We start from the raw sequence: 19341 nt of genomic DNA on the forward strand, positions 1-19341 counted from the left end.
GTCAGTCGAGCAGCCCCAATCGTTTTCCGAGCCAGTCCATCTCGTCCTCCAAGGCCGGAGCCCATACCCGCATCGAGTGTCCGCCGGGCAACTCGCTGTAATGAACGTCGAGACCGGCAGCCACAGCAGCCTCGAAGGCACGCTCGGTCTGCGGCCTGAATTCTTCGTCTTCGGAACCGGCGACAAAGGCACCAGCCGAATCAGGAAAGCTGTTGTGCAACAGTATGTTCAGTGGTGTAGTTCGCTCGAATCGAGCCTCGCTCGCCGGAGTGTCAACTCCGAATGCTGCGGCAACCGATTCGCTTCTCGTACCGCGACGTTGCTCGTCCTCACCGGAGATATCCAGAAACGTCGGGTACACGGACGGTGCAGTCACCGCAAGCTGCAGGGCGCAGGTTCCTCCGTAGGAATACCCGCCGACCGCCCATGCCCGCGGATCCGGGGACGCCCGGAAGTTCGACCGAACCCATTGCGGCACATCGACGGTGAGGTAGGTCGCCGCATTTCCGAGGTTCGAGTCCATGCACATCGGATTGGCCTCGGTGTCACCGAGACCATCGGCAACGACGACGATCGGGGCAACACCCTCGTGACGGGCCGCGAAAGCGTCCATCGTCTGCATCAAGCGGCCACCCTCGATCCAGTCGACGACGTGACCGGGTTGTCCGGTGAGCAGCACCAGCACCGGCAGGTCGTCGGCACCGGCGTCGTACGAGGCCGGAAGGTAGATCGTCGCGGGCCGCGCGTCGAAGTGCGACACCGTGCCGGGCACCTCGAGATCGACCAGTCTGCCGTGGCCCTCGACCGGGACGACAGGTTGACGCCCAAGAGCGAGCGCCACCGTCGGATACCGTGTGACGGCCAGATTGGTGAGTACAGCCGCTGCAACCAGTACCGCTGCCAGCAGACCCAGGGCGCTCAGCGAACCGAACACCCGCCCCAGCCCTGAGCCTCGCCGAACCCGCACGGCGACGGCACCGATCGTGGCCAGCGACAGTACCGCCGCCACCGTCAATGCGACTGTCGGCACCGCACCGGAGAGCAGAGGTAGATGAGCGAGGTCTGCAGCCCACCGATGCAGCAACTCGAACTACCTCAGATCGCCGCGAGCGGCCTCGTACGCGGCACCGACACGATAAAGACGCTCGTCCGCAAACGCCGGAGCCATGATCTGAAGTCCCACGGGCAGACCGTCTTCGGAGGCAAGACCTGACGGTACCGACATCGCGCAATGGCCCGCGAGGTTCGTCGGCAGCGTGCACAGGTCGTTGAGATACATCGCCATCGGATCGTCCACCTTCTCCCCCAACGGGAATGCCGTTGTCGGGGTCGTCGGCGACACCAGCACGTCGACCTTCTCGTAGGCGGCATCGAAGTCGCGTGCAATGAGCGTGCGCACCTTCAGAGCTGAACCGTAGTAAGCGTCGTAGTACCCGGCCGAGAGCGCGTACGTCCCGATCATGATGCGGCGCTTGACTTCCGGCCCGAACCCTTCGGCACGCGTGATGGCCATGACCTGCTCGGCGCTGTGCTTGCCGTCGTCACCGGCCCGCAAGCCGTATCGCATACCGTCGAATCGAGCCAGGTTGGACGACACCTCGGACGGCAGAATCAGGTAGTACGCGGCCAACGCGTGTACGAAATTGGGGCAGGAGACCTCGACGACCTCGGCACCGAGTTCGGTGAGTGTGGTCACCGCGGCATCGAAGGACGAGATCACACCGGGCTGGTAACTGTCGGAATGCAATTCCTTGACAACCCCGACACGAACGCCGGACAGGTCGCCGCGAGCGCCCTCCCGTGCCGCTGCGACGACCGGCCGAACTGCCGTATCGACGGATGTGGAGTCCCGCGGATCGTATCCGGCGATCACCTCGTGCAGCAGCGCGGTATCGAGCACCGTGCGACCGCACGGACCGCCCTGGTCGAGAGAGGATGCACAGGCGATCAAACCGTAGCGCGAGACACTGCCGTAGGTCGGCTTGGTTCCCACGGTGCCGGTCAGCGCGGCCGGCTGGCGAATCGATCCGCCGGTGTCGGTGCCGATGGCCAACGGTGCCTGGTACGAGGCGAGCGCCGCCGCGCTGCCGCCCCCCGAGCCGCCGGGGATCCGGGTCGTGTCCCACGGGTTCTTGGTCGGCCCGTACGCGGAGTTCTCGGTCGACGAGCCCATCGCGAACTCGTCCATGTTGGTCTTGCCCAGCACCGGGATACCCGCTGCTCGTAGCTTCGAGGTCAGCGTCGCGTCGTACGGCGAAACCCAGCCGTCGAGAATCTTCGAGCCGGCTGTCGTCGGCATGTCGGTCGTGGTGAACACGTCCTTGAGGGCCAGAGGGACCCCGGCCAGAGCGGACGCGGGCGCACGACCTACAGACAGTCCCGCATCGACGTCGGTCGCCGCGGAGAGCGCCTCGACTGCTGCGACGTGCAGGAATGCGTGCAGGTCTCCATCGACCTCCGAGATCCGGTCGAGATGCGCCTGGGTCACCTCGACTGCGCTGATCTCGCGCGCGTGAATTCGGGTGGCGAGCTCGGATGCATCGAGCTTCGTCAGGTCGGTCATTCGCTCTCCCCCAGGATCTGCGGCACCGCGAAACGGCCCTCTTCCGCGTTCGGTGCGCCGGCGAGCGACTGCTCCGGCGTCAGTCCGGGAACAGTCGTGTCGGGGCGCGTCACGTTGACGATCTCGCTGGGGTTGGCCGTCGGCGGAACATCGTCCGTAGCCACCTCCGCCACGGCTTTGACGTGGTGAAGAATCGAATCCAGCTGACCGGCGAACTCGTCGAGTTCGGCGTCGCTGAGAGCCAAGCGCGACAGCCGGGCGAGGTGAGCGACCTCGTCGCGGGAGATGTCAGGCACCGCGTAGACCCCTTTCACACTGTAGGAGTGGAGCCGAACGAAACGACCCCGTGTTTGCAGGGCGAACCGAACGGGTCCGCGAATGCCGTCCAGCCTAGTGTGGAACGTCGCGCACGCTTCACGCACTCCTCGTGGGCACTCCGGGTGTCAGAATTGTCACTGCCCGCGTTGCGGGACGTGCCGAACAGGTCGAAGATGCAAGGATTGCTCGCGCCGGGGTGCAGATGTTCCCTTTCCGCCCGTCAGCAACGATTCGTTGCGCTGGGTGGCCGAAGTACGCCAGAAGTCGAAAGGGAGCGTGACATGTCCTACTTGCTCCGCGTTCAACTGCCGGACCGGCCGGGCAGTCTCGGATCGTTGGCCGTCGCGCTCGGTTCGGTCGGCGCAGACATCCTCTCCCTCGACGTCATCGAACGCGGTGACGGATACGCAGTCGACGATCTGGTGGTCGACGTCGCGCCCGGTTCGCTTCCCGACACGCTGATCACGGCCGCCGAGAACCTCGACGATGTTCGGGTCGATTCCATCCGGCCGTACACCGGAGTCCTCGACACCCACCGCGAATTGGAATTGATCGATCGCGTCGCCGCTGCGTCCGACGACCGACTGCAGGTACTGGTCGACGGTGCCCCTCGGGTTCTGCGAGTGGGGTGGAGCACCATTGTCGCCACCAACGCGCACGGCCCGTTCCGCCTGGTGGGTAGCTCCGGAGCACCCGAGACCCATGCCGCCGAGCTGCCCTGGTTCCCCCTTGCGGCTCCCGCTGCGCTGGACGCAGATGCAGAATGGGTTCCGCAGGTGTGGCGAGACATGGATACTCAGATCGCCGCCGCTCCGCTCGGAAACACCGGCACCGTCCTCATGCTGGGAAGGCCGGGTGGGCCGGAGTTTCGACCGTCGGAGGTTGCCCGGCTCGGTTACCTCGCCGGCATCGTGGCCACCGTACTGACCTGACGCTGTCGCATCAGGTCAGTCGTCCGATCCAGGTTCGATATCGGCGGGTGCCACCGCCTGAGGTCCTTCGGTCAACAACCGAGTGAACCCCGACTCGTCCAGTACGGGTACGCCGAGCTCGATCGCCTTGTCGTGCTTGGATCCCGGGGACTCGCCGACGACGACGAACGCAGTTTTCTTCGACACCGAACCCGCCGCCTTCCCGCCTCGGAGCAGGATCGCCTCCTTGGCCTCGTCACGTGAGTACGAGGTCAGCGATCCGGTGACGACGATCGACAGCCCTTCGAGATTTCGCTCGATGGACGCATCGCGCTCGTCTTCCATCCGTACGCCGGCGGCCCGCCATTTGTCGACGATGGCTCGATGCCAGTCGACGCCGAACCATTCCGAGACAGCGGCCGCGATGGTGCCACCCACCCCGTCGACCGCAGACAGTTCCTCGACCGACGCCGCCTCGATACGTTCGAGACTGCCGAACTCTCCGGCCAACGCGCGGGCCGCCGATGGCCCCACGTGCCGGATGGACAGGCTGACCAGGACGCGCCAGAGCGGCTGGTTCCTCGCCACCGCCAAGTTGTCGAGCAGCTTGCGACCGGTGGCCGAGAGGGCCCTCGATTTGGTACGAAAGATCGCCGTCTTCATCAAGTCCGTTTCGGTGAGCGAGAACAGATCGCCCTCGTCCTCGATGGCACCGGTGGTCAACAGGTCGGATGCAGCCTCGTACCCGAGTCCTTCGATATCGAACCGCTGCCGCTCGGCCACGAAGAACACCCGTTCGCGCCGTTGCGCCGGGCAGAACTGCGAGTTGGGGCAGCGCAGGTCTGCATCACCCTCCTTGGCCGGAGCCAATGGCGTCGAGCACTCCGGGCACTCGGTAGGCATGACGAACTCGGTCTCGTCACCGGTCCTGGCGTCGACGACAGGTCCGAGAACCTCCGGAATGACCTCACCCGCCTTGCGGATGGTCACCGTGTCGCCGATCAACACGCCCTTACGCTTGACCTCGGAGGCGTTGTGCAGAGTTGCCAACGACACCGTCGAACCAGCTACGAGAACCGGAGTCATGTACGCGAACGGGGTCACTCGGCCCGTCCTGCCCACGCTGACACGGATGTCGAGCAGAGTCGTCGTGACCTCCTCGGGTGGGTACTTGTAGGCGATCGCCCACCTCGGTGCTCGAGACGTCGTTCCCAAACGCCGATGCAGCGACATCTCGTCGATCTTGACCACCAGACCGTCGATCTCGTGTTCGACGTCGTGTCGGTGCTGGTCCCAGTAGACGACCTTCTCGACGACCTCGTCGATCCCCCGCACCCGTGTGGTGTGCGTGGAGATCGGCAAGCCCCACGCTCGGAGTGCCTCGTAGGCGTGCCACTGCGAATCGGGGGTGAAGCCCACCATGCGCCCGAACCCGTGGCAGATCATTCCCAGGCGTCGCTTGGAGGTGAAGGCAGGATTCTTCTGTCGCAGCGACCCTGCCGCGGAGTTTCGCGGATTGGCGAACGGCGGCTTGCCCTCCTCCACGAGTGAGGCGTTGAGGGCCTGGAAATCCGCGAGGCGGAAGAAAACCTCCCCACGCACTTCCAGCACCTCCGGCACCGGGTACTCCGCACTGCCCGTCAGGGTGTCCGGGATGTCGTCGATAGTGCGTGCGTTGAGGGTCACGTCCTCGCCCGTGCGTCCGTCGCCGCGGGTGGCACCACGAACGAGAGTGCCGTTCTCGTACACCAGATTCAGCGCGACGCCGTCGATCTTGACCTCGCACAGGTAGTGCAGATCCGGTCCGGCCTCGGTCTCGACTCGTTTTGCCCAGGCGCGAAGCTCGTCGTGGTCGAACACGTTGTCCAGGCTCAGCATTCGTTCCAGATGGTCCACGGCGGTGAATTCCGTCGCGAAGCCGCCTCCGACGAGTTGGGTCGGCGAGTCCGCGGTCCGTAGATCCGGGTGTGCATCTTCGAGATCGTTGAGCTCACGCAGCAGAGCATCGAATTCGCCGTCGGACACGATGGGCGAATCGCGAACGTAGTAGCGGAACTGGTGGCCGCGCACTTCCTCGGCCAGCGTCTGCCATCGCTCGCGATCGGCAGAGGACGCGGCATCGAGTTCCACACCGACTGACCCTGCGCTGTCGTCGGTTCCTGCGGGTAGTTCGGTCGGCTCTGGCACGTCTCGAAGATTATCCGACCCCACCGACAGTGACCCATCGGCCGACACCGTGCGACTAGCGACCCATGAGTCCCAGCAACAGCGTCGCAGCCACGAGCGCCACCGCGCAGATACCGGCGGTCAATGCGAAACCCGTCACGAAGGAGTCGGAGTAGATGCCGCCGAGCACCGAGGCCATCACAGACAACAGCACTCCGGCAGGCAGTCCCCGTCGTTGGGCATCCGATAGCCGATACATCGGACGATCATCGCAGAGGTCTCGGGCGAGCACACCGGCGCACCGAGCTACGGGAAGATTGCGGACTCAGATCTCGTCGATCACCAAACTGTTGCCGCCGGACTGCTTGGACCGGTACATCGCGGCGTCCGCCGTGCGTGCCGCTCTACCGACCACCGACGTTCCCACGTCCCACAGGGCCGAGTCCTCGCGCAGCAAACCCATTCCAACACTGACGGTGACGGGGATATCGTCCCGGCCGTCGCAGAGCACCCGGACGATGTCGAAGCCGAGATCGACCATTCCCCGCGCGTCGCCGACCACGGCTACGGCTACGGCTACGGCTACGGCTACGGCTACGAGGAATTCTTCGCCACCGGTTCGGGCGAGGACTCCACCCTGGTGCCGAACCAGGCGGCGCAGTCGGTCGGCGACTCGCACGATCACGTCGTCGCCGCGGCTGTGCCCGAATCGGTCGTTGACGGACTTGAACTTGTCGATGTCGACGACCATGAACGCCATCGACATGTCCCGAGAGTGGGCGTGCTGCCACAGGTCGAGCAGTTCGCTGTCGATGCCTCGCCGGTTGTACACCCCGGTCAGTGGATCGAGGACCGAACGCTTGGCGTCGTTGGACAGCGTCGTCCACGCAACCTGAGCGAACACCGGCACTCCCACGGTCGCCAGCAACAACACCACCGTGGCGGTCGCGACAGCGGGCCCGTCGATGTAGTCGACGTCGTCGTTCATCACCGTCACGAATGCCGAAGCCGACGATGAACGTGGCGGTCCACACCAAGTGCGTCACCAGCAAGCGTGGGCTCAAGAAGTAGGTGCACAGTGCGCCCGTGATGGCGAACAGCACAGTTACGATGAGTGAGGCGATGGGGTCGTACAGAATCAACACCGAGGTCGTGAGGATGTCGCCGAAGGCGAGAAAGTCGACGAACCACTTCTTTCCCGGGATCGGCCCGAACACACACCGGGCGGCGACGGCAACCTGAATCGCGAGCACCAGCACAACCCAGACGATCGCAGTCGTTCCGCGAGGCCCCAGGTCACTGAAGAGCATCAGAATCGACGTCAGCGTATACATCAGAGTTGCCGTGCCGAAGACGGCGCGAATGATTCCGGTCAGCGGGCGGGTCGATCTGTGGTTCAGAATCCACCCGAAATCGTGCGGCGCTCGGTACCAGTCGGAGGTTGCGACAGCGAGTTTGGCCAACACAGCTCGACGGTGTCGGCCAGAACGTCGGAGGGAGGCAACCTCATCGAAGTCGCGACCGCCTGATGCCACGTTCCGAACTCCCACAGATTCGATAGACCCCCGACGGCCATGTGAATAGTGTCACACCTGTTCGACGTCCCAGTACTCGTGGGCGCGAGGCCGCGCAGTCGGAGCCGGTCACTCGATCCGACTGTGCGACCTCACAACGAATCGGGCGAGTCGGCGAATGCAGTGACCACGTCGCGGGCGAGTCCTGTTGCGCGACGGGCCCACTCCGGCGTGCTGCCGGCCAGACCGCAACTGGGCGTCACCGAAATCTGTGAAGCGAGCACAGAACGATCGAACCCGAGGCGGTCGATCAAGATCACACCCGGCTCCGCGAGTTCCCGCCAACCCGTGGGCCGCTCGGGGGCGTGCGGTGGAATCAAGCCGAGCATCAGCGTCTTTCCAGTCTGCAGCAGCTCGCCGATTCCGTCGAAGTCGGTGCGGCGCAGCCCGGTCGCGTCCACGGCAACCGCGGCCGCCCCCGAGCGGCGAAGCAGATCGAAAGGGACATCCGAGTCGCAGCAATGCACCACGACCGGGAGCGCAATGGTCTCGATGAGCGAGTCGAGCAGTTCGAGTGCGTCCGGTTCGGGAACCGGACGCACGGTATCGAGCCCGGTGATCCCCGACAGGCTCCCGGCCAGAACGGCTGCGAGACTGGGCTCGTCGAGCTGAACCACGACGTCGACGCCGAGCCGACGCGCCACTTCCGCGCAGTGCTGGCGAAGCCCCTCACCGAGGGCTTCGGTGAAATGCCGGACGGCACCGCGGTCGGTCAATGCCCGATGCCCGTGCCGAAGTTCGACCTGAGCTGCCATCGTGAACGGTCCAGCGGCCTGAACCTTGATGGTGCGGCCGCTGCCGCGAAGCCCCGAGACCTCCCACAACTCCTCGAGCACATCGAGGTCCTCGGCGAGAAAATCGCTGGCCCGACGACCGGCAAGCATCGGACGGGGCACGACACGGTATCCGGACGTGCGCACGTCGAGTTCGACGTCGACCATGATGGCTCCGGTTCGCCCGATCGTGTCCGCACCCAGTCCGCGTGCCGGGAGCTCGACGATGTGCGGTAGCTCGTCGAACTCGCCGAGGACGATTGCGGCAGCCTCACGGATGTCGGTGCCCGGCCAGGAACCGATACCGGTTGCAAGTCCTGCGAAATCGCTCGGGGTCACTCGCGCTCGGATCGAGTGCCCGAGATGGTCGAGCTACCGATGACGATGTCTCCGTGAATGTCCTTGCGGTACAACACCGCTGCCTGCCCCTTGGCAACTCCGGTGAGTGGAGCGCGCAACTGGATCTCCACGCCGTCGCCCACTGCCTCGGCGACGGCGTCGGTCAGCCCGCCGTGCGCGCGAACCTGGACTATGCACTCGATAGGACCGGTCGGGGCAACGCCTTCGGTCCACACCGCACGGTCTCCGCTGATGGCCCAGACATCGAGCTTGTGAGCGGAACCGACCATGACGGTACCGCTGTCGGGCTCGATCGACGTGACATAGCGCGGACGGCCGTCGGCGGCCGGACCTTCGACTCCGAGTCCCTTGCGTTGTCCGATGGTGAAACCGTGCACACCGTCGTGGTCGGCCAGTTCGACTCCGGTGTCGGAGTCGACAACCTTGCCCGGTCGCACTCCGATGTGTGCTCCGAGGAAGGCGCGCGTGTCCCCCGAAGGGATGAAACAGATGTCGTGACTGTCCGGCTTGTCCGCAACGGCCAGCCCGCGCTCGGCTGCCTCTTCGCGAATCTCGGACTTCGGAGTGTCGCCGATGGGGAACATCGCACGCGAGAGTTGGCCCTGGTTGAGCACGGCCAAGACGTAGGACTGGTCCTTGTCCGCGTCCACGGCCCGGCGTAGCACTCCGTCGTGCAGCTGGGCGTAGTGTCCGGTGGCCACGGCGTCGAAGCCGAGTGCAAGAGCGCGGTCCGACAACGCGGAGAACTTGATCTTCTCGTTGCACCGCAGGCAGGGGTTGGGAGTTTCGCCCGCTGCGTACGACGCCACGAAGTCGTCGATGACGTCCTCTTTGAACCGATCAGCGAAATCCCAGACGTAGAAGGGTATTCCGAGCACGTCGGCGGCCCGGCGAGCGTCACCGGCGTCCTCTTTCGAGCAGCAGCCGCGCGAACCCGTGCGGAGCGCACCGGGAGCACTCGACAGTGCCAGGTGAACGCCGACGACATCGTGGCCTTCGTCCACGGCACGAGCCGCGGCCACCGCCGAGTCGACTCCCCCGCTCATAGCAGCCAGAACACGCATCAGCGATTTCCTCCTCGAGCTCCGACGCCGGCCAGTCCGGCGGCACGAGCACGTTCGACGACCTGCGGCAGCGCCGCAAGCACAGTGGTGATGTCTGCATCGGACGATCCGGCCCCCAGGGAGAACCGCAACGATCCACGGGCGACGCCAGGATCGAGGCCGAGCGCGATCAGTACATGACTGGCACTGGCCACGCCCGCAGTACACGCGGAGCCCGTCGAGCATTCTATGCCCGCGGCGTCGAGCAGCATCAACAGCGAATCGCCCTCACAGCCGGGGAACGTGAAATGGACGTTTCCCGCCAACCGGTCGTCGCCCTCGGGACCATTGAGGATGACGTCGGGAACAGTGTCTCGAATTCCTGCGATCAACCGATCGCGCAATGCACTCAGTTCGGCACGATGCCGTGACGCATTCTGGGTGGTCGACCGTAGCGCAGCTGCCATAGCGACGACACCTGCGGTGTCCGGAGTGCCCGAACGCACGTCTCGCTCGTGGCCACCGCCGTGGAACAACGGAACACACGGAACCTGACGACCCAGCAGCAGTGCGCCGACGCCCTGGGGTCCACCGAACTTGTGCGCAGCGATGCTCAGCGCAGACAGACCACTGTCCGCGAAACTCACGGGCAGATGCGGGACAGCTTGGATCGCGTCACTGTGCATCGGGACGCCGTATTCGGCGGCGACGGCTGCCAGCTCGACGATCGGCATGACGGTACCGATCTCGTTGTTCGCCCACATCACGGTGACGAGGGCGGTCTCGTCTGCGTGCAGGGCCAGTTCGGCCCTCAGTACCTCAGGAGTCACCCGGCCGTCGGTGTCGACCGGGAGCCAGGTGACAACAGCACCGTCGTGGGCAACCAGCCATTCCACGGCGTCGAGTACGGCATGGTGTTCGACCGAGCTCGCGATGATTCTGGTCAGCGTGGGGTCGGAGTCACGGCGCGCGGCAAAAATGCCCTTCACGGCGAGGTTGTCGCTTTCGGTGCCACCGGAGGTGAAGATCACCTCGGACGGGCGTGCGCCGAGGTCTGCGGCTATCGACTCGCGAGATTCCTCCACTCGACGCCGGGCGGACCGACCGGAGGTGTGCAGCGAGGACGCGTTTCCGACGGTGGTGAACACAGAGTTCATCGCCTCGATGGCGCTCGGCAACATCGGGGTCGTTGCTGCGTGATCGAGGTACACCGGTGGCCGAGACGGGACGGTAGCAGTCGTACTGCGCACGGAAGGCATAACAGGCTAGACGATACCCGCTGCCCGGAGCGCGGACCTACCTGCGCGAGGTGGGTCCGCGCTCACATCGGTCAGGCTGCCGCAACCGTCGGGGCACTCGGGCGGCGCTCGGCTTCGGCCACGACCTCGTGCACTGTGGGGTCGTACACGTCGTCGCGACGGATCGCCACCTCACAGCGGCGAGCAAGGTCACGCCGATCGCTGCCGGGTGCCTCCGGTGCCGTGAACTCCACTTCCGCGCGCAGTCCTCGAAGTCGGAAGATCCGGCCGATGGACGCGCCGATTGTTTCGTCTCCGACGAAGCAGGTCGACGTGGTCTGCTCTCCGGTTCGGTCGAGGTACCGCAGCCGGATCGGCTGCACCCAGGTCTCGGAATCGATGGCCGCCTGCAACAACGCCGGGCGCAGCGAGCCGTAGGCGCGCCCACACCAGGTGGTGGCCTCGGGGAATACGACGACGGATCCACCTGCTCGGACTCGTTCGGCCACCTGCTCGACGACACCGGGCAGCTGATGCAGGCGGGCTCGATCGATGGGGACCACCTTCATGGCCCGCGCCAGCCGTCCGAGCACCGGCCAGTCGACCAAGTCCGCGCGTGCGACGAAGGTCGAGGGCCGGACAGCGGTTAGCACGACGACATCGGTCCAGGAGATGTGCCCGGCGACATGCAGAGCTCCCCCGGATGTTCGAGATCGTTCCCGTTCCGAGCGGGCATCGAGGACTGTGAGGTCGATGCCGATGGCCAGCAACAGCATCCGAGCGCCGAGACGTGTCAGCGAACGACGAACCCGAGGAAAGGGCACGCCGAGTACGACCAACACCGGCAGCAATCCGAACGCAGTCAGCGCCAGTACGATGCGCAGGACGAGAACGATCCGTCTCACCGTCGGCGGGTTCTTCGGTAGACAACCGTCGCTGCACGGCGAAGACGGCATCCACGCATGAGCATGCACGATCGGCTGCGTCACCGGGTACCCGACTCGAATGTCGTTGCAGCCGAACGTAACCGATCGAGATAGCGGGTGTTGGCCTCGTGCAGCCCGAGCAACGCTACGAAATCCGCCACACCGAAGTCGGGGTCGTGTGCAGGCTCACCGCAGATGGAGGCCCCGAGTCGGAGGTATCCGTTCATCAACGGCGGCATGGACGTTCGCTTCGCGGGTGCGATGTCGGCCAGGTCGACTCCGTCGACGACGACCGGAGCGTAGGGCCGGACCCGTCGATCCGGCGTCGTTGCATGCTTGTCCAACAAGCGGTCTCTAACGCTTCGGACATTGGCTCCGAGAGGTTCACCCGATGCCGATTGCATGGGAACCGACACGCAGCCCATCACCCACTCGTACCCCGTCACGTCGAGGTAGTGCAGTATTCCCGCCCACATCAGGCCGAGGACCGATCCGGATCGATGGTCGGGATGTACTGCGGCTCTGCCCATTTCGACGATGTTCATGCCGACGGGATCGAGCGCGGAGATATCGAATTCGGTTGCCGTGTAGTAGCCGCCTGCCGCCACCGCGGCCGGTGGCGGCAACATGCGGTAGCAGCCGACGAACGCGTCGGTCCACTGGTCACGGACGAGAAGGTGATCACAGAATTCGTCGAACCGATCGGCGTCGAGGCCGTCGGGGTCGGTGGGAACAGCAAATCCCGGCTCGGACGCGAACACCTCGTAGCGCAAACGCTGCGCCGCGAGTCGGTGCTCCGGGTCGGTGGACAACACGAGTGAGTAGCGGTCGGTGGCCGGGACGATCGATGCAGTCGAGCTCATGACGGAAGTGGTCATGAGGTGTGTCTAACGAGCCAGGAAGACTACCGGGCGTCGACGGGGGAACGTGTCGGAAGAGTTTGCATGAACAAGGTTGCCCCGCCTCACGGGAGAAGGCCCCCACCGTCGACGCGGTGAGGGCCTTCTCGCAGAACAGCGACTGTGGCTATCCCTTGTGCTTCTTGACTGCGTCGGTCAGCTGCGGCGCGACGTTGAACAGGTCACCGACGATGCCGTAGTCGGCGATCTCGAAGATGGGAGCCTCTTCGTCCTTGTTCACTGCGACGATGGTCTTCGAGGTCTGCATTCCGGCGCGGTGCTGGATGGCTCCGGAAATGCCGAGTGCAACGTACAGCTGCGGGGAGACGGTCTTACCCGTCTGGCCCACCTGGAACTGGCCCGGGTAGTAACCGGAGTCGACGGCAGCGCGCGAGGCACCGACTGCGGCACCGAGCGAATCGGCGAGCTCCTCGACGACCGAGAACTTGTCGGCGCTGCCGACGCCACGTCCGCCGGAGACGACGACTGTCGCCTCGGTGAGCTCCGGACGGTCGCCGCCCACGATCGGGTCACGCGAGGTGACCTTGACGGTGCCGTCTTCCTGCGCCGGCACCTCGACGGTTTCGCGAGTTCCTGCTCCGGCCTTCGGCTCGGCCTCGACTGCGCCGGGACGCAGCGAGATGACCGGAACGTCGCCGTTCGCCTTCGCCTCGACGGTGAACGCGCCGCCGAAGATCGAGTAGACGGCACTGCCGTCGTCGTTCAGCGAGACGACGTCGTTGTGGTAGCCCGAGCCCAAGCGCGCAGCGAGCCGTCCCGCAACTTCCTTGCCCTCGATCGTGGCCGCGGTGATGATCGCCGCAGGCGAGACCGACTCCGCGAGTGCCGACAGGACGTCGACCTTCGGGGTGACCAGGAATCCGTCGATGTCGTCGGACTCGGCGGCATAGATCTTCTCGGCACCGGCTTCGGTCAGCGCGTCGGCCACCTTGTCGGTGGTGCCGACCGGGCCGGTGACGACCGCGGACGGCTCACCCAGTGCGCGAGCGGCGGTGATCAGCTCGGAGCTGACCTTCTTCAGTGTTCCCTCGACGTGCTCCACGAGCACGAGTACTTCTGCCATGACTTGCTCCTCGTTTGTCTTCGATTGCTCGGTGGGGCGGGATCAGATGATCTTCTGGCCTACGAGGTAGGCGGAGATCTTGTCGCCGCCGTCGCCCTCGTCGGTCAGCCGCTCGCCGGCAGTCTTGGGAGGCTTGGGGGTCGACGAGGTAACCGTCGTGCCCGCATTGTCGACACCGACGATGCCGTCCTCGACACCGATGTCGGCCAACGTGATGGTCTGCACCGTCTTCTTCTTGGCGGCCATGATGCCCTTGAACGACGGAAACCGGGGCTCGTTGATCTTCTCGGTGACGCTCACGATGGCGGGCAGCGTGGCCTCGAGGCCGAAGATGCCCTCGTCGGTCTCGCGCTCGCCGGTGACCTTGCCGTCGGCGACGATGAGCTTGCGCATCTGCGTCAGCGCCGGAATCTGCAGGTATTCGGCAATGATCGCGGGGACTGCACCGGTCCGTCCATCGGTGGCCTCGTTGCCGGCGATGATGAGATCGGCCGGCTCGTCGTTCTCGAATGCGACGTTGCCCAACGCTGCAGCCAGGGCGTACCCGGTCTGGATGGCATCGGAGCCGTGCAGGCTCGGATCGTTGAGGTGCACTGCGCTGTCCGCACCCATCGACAGAGCCTTGCGAATCGCGTCGGTGGCGCGATCGGGGCCTGCGGACAGAACCTTCACCTCACCGCCCTGAGCTTCCTTGATGAGCAATGCCTCTTCGACGGCCCGCTCGTTGATCTCGTCGAGGACGGCGTCGGCAGCCTCGCGATCGAGGGTGTAGTCACCGTCGGTGAGCTTGCGCTCGGACCACGTGTCTGGAACCTGTTTGATCAAAACAACGATGTTCGTCATGGGTCTGCGTCGACCTCCTGGTCATGTTCTGCTGATCGTGAGTGTTCTAACGGTTCGTGCAGTTCTGGTGGTGCAGTTCTACGGCCTGAGACGAGGTTACCTCACCGTAGTTACTCATGGGTAACTTACCTCCCCGTCCGTCCGACCATACATCTGCGCCCCGACTGTTACGGAGACCACGTTGGCTTACCTCTCCCACGCCTCCACTAACCTTCCGTCGGTGAACGATTCTTCGGCTCAGGCACCGGTACCGGAACCACTCCCCCTCACCGGCGAGAGAACAGTGCCGGGTATCGCCGAGGAGAACTACTGGTTCCGCCGACACGAGGTGGTCTACCGAGACCTGGTCGAGCGGTGCCGAGACCGCACCGTACTCGAGGCCGGATCGGGAGAAGGCTACGGGGCCAACATGATTGCCGATGTTGCAACGCAAGTCATCGGTCTCGACTACGACGCCTCTGCAGCCTCGCACGTGCGTGCGCGCTACCCCCGGGTGACGATGCTGCGCGGCAACCTCGACCGCCTTCCGTTCGCCGATTCCACCGTCGACGTCGTCGTCAACTTCCAGGTGATCGAGCACCTCTGGGACCAGGGCGCGTTCCTCGCCGAAGTGCATCGGATTCTCAAACCCGGCGGCACGCTCTTGATCAGCACACCCAACCGGATCACGTTCTCGCCGGGCCGCGACACACCGCTCAATCCGTTCCACACCCGCGAGCTCGACGCCGCCGAGCTGACCGAACTTCTCGTCGACGCTCGCCTCGAGGTCACCCAACTCGTCGGGGTCCGACACGGCAGCACGTTGGCCGCCCTCGATGCCAAACACGGCGGTTCCTTCATCGACGCGCAGATCGAACGGGCTCTGGCGGGCGAGCCGTGGCCGACCGAGCTTGCCGAGGACGTCGCGGCGATCACGATCGACGACTTCGAGATCGCCGCCGACCGCATCGACGAGAGCCTCGACCTGGTTGCAATCGCCCACAAGAGCTCGACTTCGGTGATCGGGTGACATCCGGCACCACCGTGCCGGGCATGTTCTCTCTGGTGCTGCACTCCCACCTCCCGTGGTTGGCCAATCACGGCAGATGGCCCGTAGGCGAGGAATGGCTCTACCAGTCCTGGGCCGACTGCTACCTGCCGCTCATCGCGGCCCTGGAGCGACTGGCCGACGACGGCCACACCGATGTGCTGTCACTCGGTGTCACCCCGGTTCTGGCCGCCCAACTCGACGATCCGCACTGCCTGTCGGGTATGCATCACTGGCTTGGCAATTGGCAATTGCGCGCCCACGAAGCCGCCGATCGCGAACTGTCCGTTCGCGAACACCGAGGTGCGGCCGCTGCCCTGCAACAATTCGAGACACGCTGGCGGCACGGCGGATCCGCAGTGCTTCGGCCGCTGCTCGATGCCGGGACGGTCGAGTTGTTGGGCGGACCGCTCGCGCACCCGTTCCAGCCCCTGCTCCATCCGCGTCTGCGTGAATTTTCTCTCCGAGAAGGTCTGCTGGACGCCCAGGCACGCTGGGGCACCGCCCCGTCGGGCATCTGGGCACCGGAATGCGGCTTCACCCCCGGGATGGAATCCGAGTACGCGGCGACCGGCGTCTCGCACTTCATGGTCGACGGCCCCGCGATGCGCGGTGACACCTCCCTCGGCAGGACCGTGTGGGATTCGGACGTTGTCGCGTTCGGCCGAGATCTTCCGGTCAGCTATCGCGTCTGGTCACCCAGATCGGGTTATCCGGGACACGGTGCCTATCGGGATTTCCACACCTACGATCACGACACGGGTCTCAAACCCGCCCGAGTCACCGGCCGCACGGTCGCCTCGAACGACAAGGCCCCCTACGATCCCGAGCGGGCTGCGGCCACGGTGGATCGCCACGTCGCAGACTTCGTGGACGTGGTTCGTCGACGCCTGGTCTCGGAATCCGATCGGATCGGCCGCGACGCTCTGGTCGTGGCCGCATTCGACACCGAGCTGTTCGGACACTGGTGGCACGAGGGCCCCCAGTGGCTCGAAAAGCTCATGCGCGCACTCCCGGCGGCCGGAATCACCGTCGGCACGCTGAACGACGCACGCGAGCAGGGGTACGTCGGTGCACCGCTCGAACTGCAGGATTCGTCGTGGGGATCGGGCAAGGACTGGCGAGTGTGGGCAGGAGACGATGTCGCCGACCTGGTGGCGCTCAATTCCGAGGTCTCCGGTACCGCGCTCGACGCCGTCGACGCCGCTCGGGCGGACCGACGCCGCATCGGTGGGCCCGAACTACGCAATCGGGTCAGCGATCAGATACTGCGTGAGACACTGATGGCAGTGGCCAGCGACTGGGCATTCATGGTCAGCAAGGACTCCGCCGCCGGTTATGCGCGGGAACGCGCGCACGTCCACGCGCACGCGCTGCGCGAGATCGCTGCTGCGGCCAGCGACGGTTCGACAACCCGGGCGGCCGAACTGGCTAGGCAGTGGAACCGCGCGGACGGATTGTTCCCCGCGTTGGACGCGCGCCGCCTGCCCGGCGCGCACCGTGGCAGCGAGCCTGAACCAGCAGGGGGACGTCGATGAAGATCCTGATGGTGTCGTGGGAATACCCTCCCGTGGTGGTCGGCGGACTCGGTCGGCACGTTCATCACCTGGCGACCGAACTGGTCCGCTGCGGACACGAGGTCGTGGTTCTGTCGCGTCGACCCACCGGTACCGACGCCGCCACACACCCGACCTCGCATCACATCGAGGACGGCGTGCTCGTCGTTGCCGTCGCGGAAGACCCGGCTCACTTCGTCTTCGGGGAAGACATGCTCGCGTGGACCCTCGCGATGGGCCACGCGATGGTCCGGGCCGGTGTCGCGCTGGGCAAGCCGGGCCTGGGCGAGGGCTGGCAGCCCGACGTCGTCCATGCCCACGACTGGCTCGTTGCGCACCCCGCCATCGCTCTGGCCGAGTTCTACGACGTACCTCTCGTCTCGACCATCCACGCCACCGAGGCCGGACGTCACAGTGGCTGGATCTCCGGTCCCGTCAACCGTCAGGTGCATTCCGTCGAATGGTGGCTGGCCAACGACTCGGATGCGGTCATCACCTGCTCGGCGTCGATGCGAGACGAGGTGACCACGTTGTTCGGTGTGTCCGAGTCGACGGTGAAGGTCATTCGCAACGGAATCGACGGATCCACCTGGAGCTTCCGGCGACGAGAGCCCAGATCCGAGCCCGCCAAGCTGCTCTACGTCGGCCGGCTCGAATACGAGAAGGGCATCCAGGACGCAATCGCCGCCCTACCTCGTATTCGGCGGAGCCACCCGGGTACCACTCTGCACATCGCCGGTGAGGGAACGCAGTTCGGGTGGTTGGCCGGGCTGGCGCGCACTCACCGGGTGAGCCGGGCAGTGTCCTTCCTGGGCAACCTGGACCACACCGAGTTGCTCGGTTGGCTGCACGGAGCCGACGCCATCGTCCTGCCGAGCCGATACGAACCGTTCGGCATCATCGCCCTCGAGGCCGCGGCCGCAGGCACTCCGTTGGTCGCGTCCACGGCAGGTGGACTCGGCGAAGCAATCGTCGACGGTGTCACCGGACTGTCCTTCGCGCCCGCGGACGTCGCCGGGCTGGCCGCGGCCGTGCGGAGGGTGCTCGACAACACCGACGCCGCGCAGGAACGCGCGGTAGCGGCCCGAGAACGCCTCACTGTCGACTTCGACTGGAAACACGTCGCCGAATCGACGGCCCGGGTCTACCTGGAAGCCAAGCGTAAAGTTCGACATCCTCTGGGCCGTCCGCACATCGTCGAACGCGCCCTTCCTGGCCGTACCTGAGCCGCCTGACGCGCACGGAACTTCGTGGTGGGCGACCAAATTCCGTGCACCTCGCTGTCAGCTCTCCCGCGCCGCCTCGGCCTGACCGAGGGCCTTCTTGCGCGCAATGTCCTCCAGCGCCGCAATGTATTTCGCGCGCTCTGCGGCACCGGCTTCCCAGGCGTCCTTGCGGTTGCGGACGACTTTGGCAGGGGCACCGACGGCGATGCTGTAATCGGGGATCTCGCCCTTGACCACGGCATGGGCACCGAGAACGCAGCCGCGCCCGATCCTGGTCTCGCGCAGAATCGTCACCTTGGCGGCGATCCAGGTGTCCGGCCCTATTCTCACGGGCCCCTTCACGATTCCCTGATCCTTGATGGGCATGTTCACATCGTCCATCCGGTGGTCGAAATCGCAGATGTAGCACCAATCGGCCACCAGTGTCGACGCGCCGATCTCGATATCGAGGTAGGTATTGACGACATTGTCCTTGCCGAACACCACCTTGTCGCCGATCCGCAGCGAACCCTCGTGGCAACGAATGGCATTGCCGTCGCCGATGTGTACCCAGCGCCCGATCTCGAGACGCGAAAGCTCGGGGGTGGAGTGGATCTCGACGTTCTTGCCGAGAAACACCATCCCCTTGAGGATCACGTGCGGATTGGCCAGCTTGAACTTCGCCAGTCGGTAGTACCGCACGAGATACCAGGGTGTGTACGCCTTGTTCGCGAGCACCCAATCGAGGGACGCACGCGTGAGGAAACGCGCCTGCTCGGTATCGCGTCGTCTCGACCCGCGCCAGCGTGTCCGCAGCGGCGCGTTCCACATACTCGTCATGGTCGTTCACCCTAG

Annotated in this window: 18 protein-coding genes; 4 read left to right on the top strand and 14 right to left on the bottom strand. The window is 65.3% G+C overall.

Going from position 1 to position 19341, the window contains the following annotated elements; genetic code table 11:
* Position 1: 1 nt before the first annotated feature.
* Genes QM797_RS11170 through gatC form a run of 3 tightly spaced genes read right to left on the bottom strand, consistent with a single transcriptional unit; the run spans position 2 to position 2859 of the window.
* Positions 2-1084, bottom strand: a complete 1083-nt coding sequence (locus QM797_RS11170) for an alpha/beta hydrolase (protein ID WP_283275618.1) — start codon at positions 1082-1084, stop codon at positions 2-4.
* Positions 1085-1090: 6 nt separating this feature from the next.
* Entirely contained in the window at positions 1091-2563 is a 1473-nt protein-coding gene (gatA, locus tag QM797_RS11175) for an Asp-tRNA(Asn)/Glu-tRNA(Gln) amidotransferase subunit GatA (protein WP_283275619.1), read from the bottom strand.
* The gene (gene gatC / locus QM797_RS11180; protein ID WP_032378172.1) at positions 2560-2859 is read right to left on the bottom strand and encodes an Asp-tRNA(Asn)/Glu-tRNA(Gln) amidotransferase subunit GatC; all 300 of its coding nucleotides are present in this window, start codon (positions 2857-2859) and stop codon (positions 2560-2562) included. Before gatC ends, gatA begins: the two co-directional genes overlap by 4 nt.
* Positions 2860-3162: 303 nt before the next feature.
* Between gatC and QM797_RS11185 the strand changes: the two genes are divergently transcribed.
* Positions 3163-3813 carry an ACT domain-containing protein gene (locus tag QM797_RS11185; RefSeq protein WP_283275621.1) on the top strand — a complete coding sequence of 217 codons (651 nt, stop codon included), beginning with the start codon at positions 3163-3165 and terminating at the stop codon, positions 3811-3813.
* A 15-nt stretch (positions 3814-3828) separates the two neighbouring features.
* On the opposite strand, the gene ligA is transcribed toward QM797_RS11185, so the two are convergent.
* The 10 genes from ligA to QM797_RS11235 all read right to left on the bottom strand — a co-directional run bounded on the left by ligA (position 3829) and on the right by QM797_RS11235 (position 14698).
* Entirely contained in the window at positions 3829-5922 is a 2094-nt protein-coding gene (gene ligA, locus QM797_RS11190) for an NAD-dependent DNA ligase LigA (protein ID WP_283275816.1), read from the bottom strand.
* Between the two features lie 112 nt (positions 5923-6034).
* Entirely contained in the window at positions 6035-6217 is a 183-nt protein-coding gene (locus QM797_RS11195) for a hypothetical protein (RefSeq protein WP_032378171.1), read from the bottom strand.
* Positions 6218-6283: 66 nt separating this feature from the next.
* On the bottom strand, positions 6284-6946 hold the full coding sequence (locus QM797_RS11200) for a GGDEF domain-containing protein (protein ID WP_283275818.1): 663 nt from the start codon (positions 6944-6946) through the stop codon (positions 6284-6286).
* Positions 6947-7624: 678 nt separating this feature from the next.
* On the bottom strand, positions 7625-8644 hold the full coding sequence (locus QM797_RS11205; RefSeq protein ID WP_283275623.1) for a methionine synthase: 1020 nt from the start codon (positions 8642-8644) through the stop codon (positions 7625-7627).
* Positions 8641-9729 (bottom strand): tRNA 2-thiouridine(34) synthase MnmA, encoded by a 1089-nt coding sequence (gene mnmA, locus QM797_RS11210; protein ID WP_283275625.1) that lies wholly within the window; start codon positions 9727-9729, stop codon positions 8641-8643. The genes QM797_RS11205 and mnmA overlap by 4 nt, the downstream gene beginning before the upstream one ends.
* A complete protein-coding gene (locus tag QM797_RS11215) occupies positions 9729-10967 on the bottom strand; it encodes a cysteine desulfurase family protein (protein ID WP_502942315.1) in 1239 nt (412 codons plus the stop codon). Before QM797_RS11215 ends, mnmA begins: the two co-directional genes overlap by 1 nt.
* 71 nt (positions 10968-11038) lie before the next feature.
* Positions 11039-11851, bottom strand: a complete 813-nt coding sequence (locus QM797_RS11220) for a lysophospholipid acyltransferase family protein (protein ID WP_283275627.1) — start codon at positions 11849-11851, stop codon at positions 11039-11041.
* Positions 11852-11931: 80 nt separating this feature from the next.
* The gene (locus tag QM797_RS11225; protein WP_283275629.1) at positions 11932-12750 is read right to left on the bottom strand and encodes a GNAT family N-acetyltransferase; all 819 of its coding nucleotides are present in this window, start codon (positions 12748-12750) and stop codon (positions 11932-11934) included.
* A gap of 148 nt (positions 12751-12898) precedes the next feature.
* Entirely contained in the window at positions 12899-13855 is a 957-nt protein-coding gene (locus tag QM797_RS11230; protein ID WP_283275630.1) for an electron transfer flavoprotein subunit alpha/FixB family protein, read from the bottom strand.
* A gap of 42 nt (positions 13856-13897) precedes the next feature.
* Complete coding sequence (locus QM797_RS11235) at positions 13898-14698, bottom strand: electron transfer flavoprotein subunit beta/FixA family protein (protein WP_283275632.1); 801 nt, start codon at positions 14696-14698, stop codon at positions 13898-13900.
* 220 nt (positions 14699-14918) lie between these two features.
* On the opposite strand from QM797_RS11235, the gene QM797_RS11240 reads away from it, so the two are divergent.
* Genes QM797_RS11240 through QM797_RS11250 form a run of 3 tightly spaced genes read left to right on the top strand, consistent with a single transcriptional unit; the run spans position 14919 to position 18507 of the window.
* Positions 14919-15707 (top strand): class I SAM-dependent methyltransferase, encoded by a 789-nt coding sequence (locus tag QM797_RS11240; RefSeq protein ID WP_283275633.1) that lies wholly within the window; start codon positions 14919-14921, stop codon positions 15705-15707.
* Positions 15708-15730: 23 nt separating this feature from the next.
* Positions 15731-17263 carry a 1,4-alpha-glucan branching protein domain-containing protein gene (locus QM797_RS11245; protein WP_283275820.1) on the top strand — a complete coding sequence of 511 codons (1533 nt, stop codon included), beginning with the start codon at positions 15731-15733 and terminating at the stop codon, positions 17261-17263.
* Positions 17260-18507, top strand: coding sequence for a glycosyltransferase family 4 protein (locus QM797_RS11250; protein WP_283275634.1), 1248 nt, complete (start codon positions 17260-17262; stop codon positions 18505-18507). The genes QM797_RS11245 and QM797_RS11250 overlap by 4 nt, the downstream gene beginning before the upstream one ends.
* A gap of 57 nt (positions 18508-18564) precedes the next feature.
* Here the strand turns inward: QM797_RS11250 and QM797_RS11255 are convergent, their stop codons facing one another.
* On the bottom strand, positions 18565-19326 hold the full coding sequence (locus QM797_RS11255) for an acyltransferase (protein ID WP_283275636.1): 762 nt from the start codon (positions 19324-19326) through the stop codon (positions 18565-18567).
* Between the last annotated feature and the right edge of the window lie 15 nt (positions 19327-19341).

The organism is Rhodococcus sp. IEGM 1381, from assembly GCF_030056795.1.
Lineage (GTDB): Bacteria > Actinomycetota > Actinomycetes > Mycobacteriales > Mycobacteriaceae > Rhodococcoides.

Excerpts from the sequence above, each read along its gene's own strand:
- QM797_RS11245 (WP_283275820.1), top strand. The coding sequence starts at position 15,731 with ATGTTCTCTCTGGTGCTGCACTCCCACCTCCCGTGGTTGGCCAATCAC.
- QM797_RS11200 (WP_283275818.1), bottom strand. The coding sequence starts at position 6,946 with ATGAACGACGACGTCGACTACATCGACGGGCCCGCTGTCGCGACCGCC.
- QM797_RS11215 (WP_502942315.1), bottom strand. The coding sequence starts at position 10,967 with ATGCCTTCCGTGCGCAGTACGACTGCTACCGTCCCGTCTCGGCCACCG.
- QM797_RS11195 (WP_032378171.1), bottom strand. The coding sequence starts at position 6,217 with ATGTATCGGCTATCGGATGCCCAACGACGGGGACTGCCTGCCGGAGTG.
- QM797_RS11185 (WP_283275621.1), top strand. The coding sequence starts at position 3,163 with ATGTCCTACTTGCTCCGCGTTCAACTGCCGGACCGGCCGGGCAGTCTC.
- QM797_RS11230 (WP_283275630.1), bottom strand. The coding sequence starts at position 13,855 with ATGGCAGAAGTACTCGTGCTCGTGGAGCACGTCGAGGGAACACTGAAG.
- QM797_RS11250 (WP_283275634.1), top strand. The coding sequence starts at position 17,260 with ATGAAGATCCTGATGGTGTCGTGGGAATACCCTCCCGTGGTGGTCGGC.
- QM797_RS11255 (WP_283275636.1), bottom strand. The coding sequence starts at position 19,326 with ATGACGAGTATGTGGAACGCGCCGCTGCGGACACGCTGGCGCGGGTCG.
- QM797_RS11235 (WP_283275632.1), bottom strand. The coding sequence starts at position 14,698 with ATGACGAACATCGTTGTTTTGATCAAACAGGTTCCAGACACGTGGTCC.
- mnmA (WP_283275625.1), bottom strand. The coding sequence starts at position 9,729 with ATGCGTGTTCTGGCTGCTATGAGCGGGGGAGTCGACTCGGCGGTGGCC.
- QM797_RS11225 (WP_283275629.1), bottom strand. The coding sequence starts at position 12,750 with ATGACCACTTCCGTCATGAGCTCGACTGCATCGATCGTCCCGGCCACC.
- gatA (WP_283275619.1), bottom strand. The coding sequence starts at position 2,563 with ATGACCGACCTGACGAAGCTCGATGCATCCGAGCTCGCCACCCGAATT.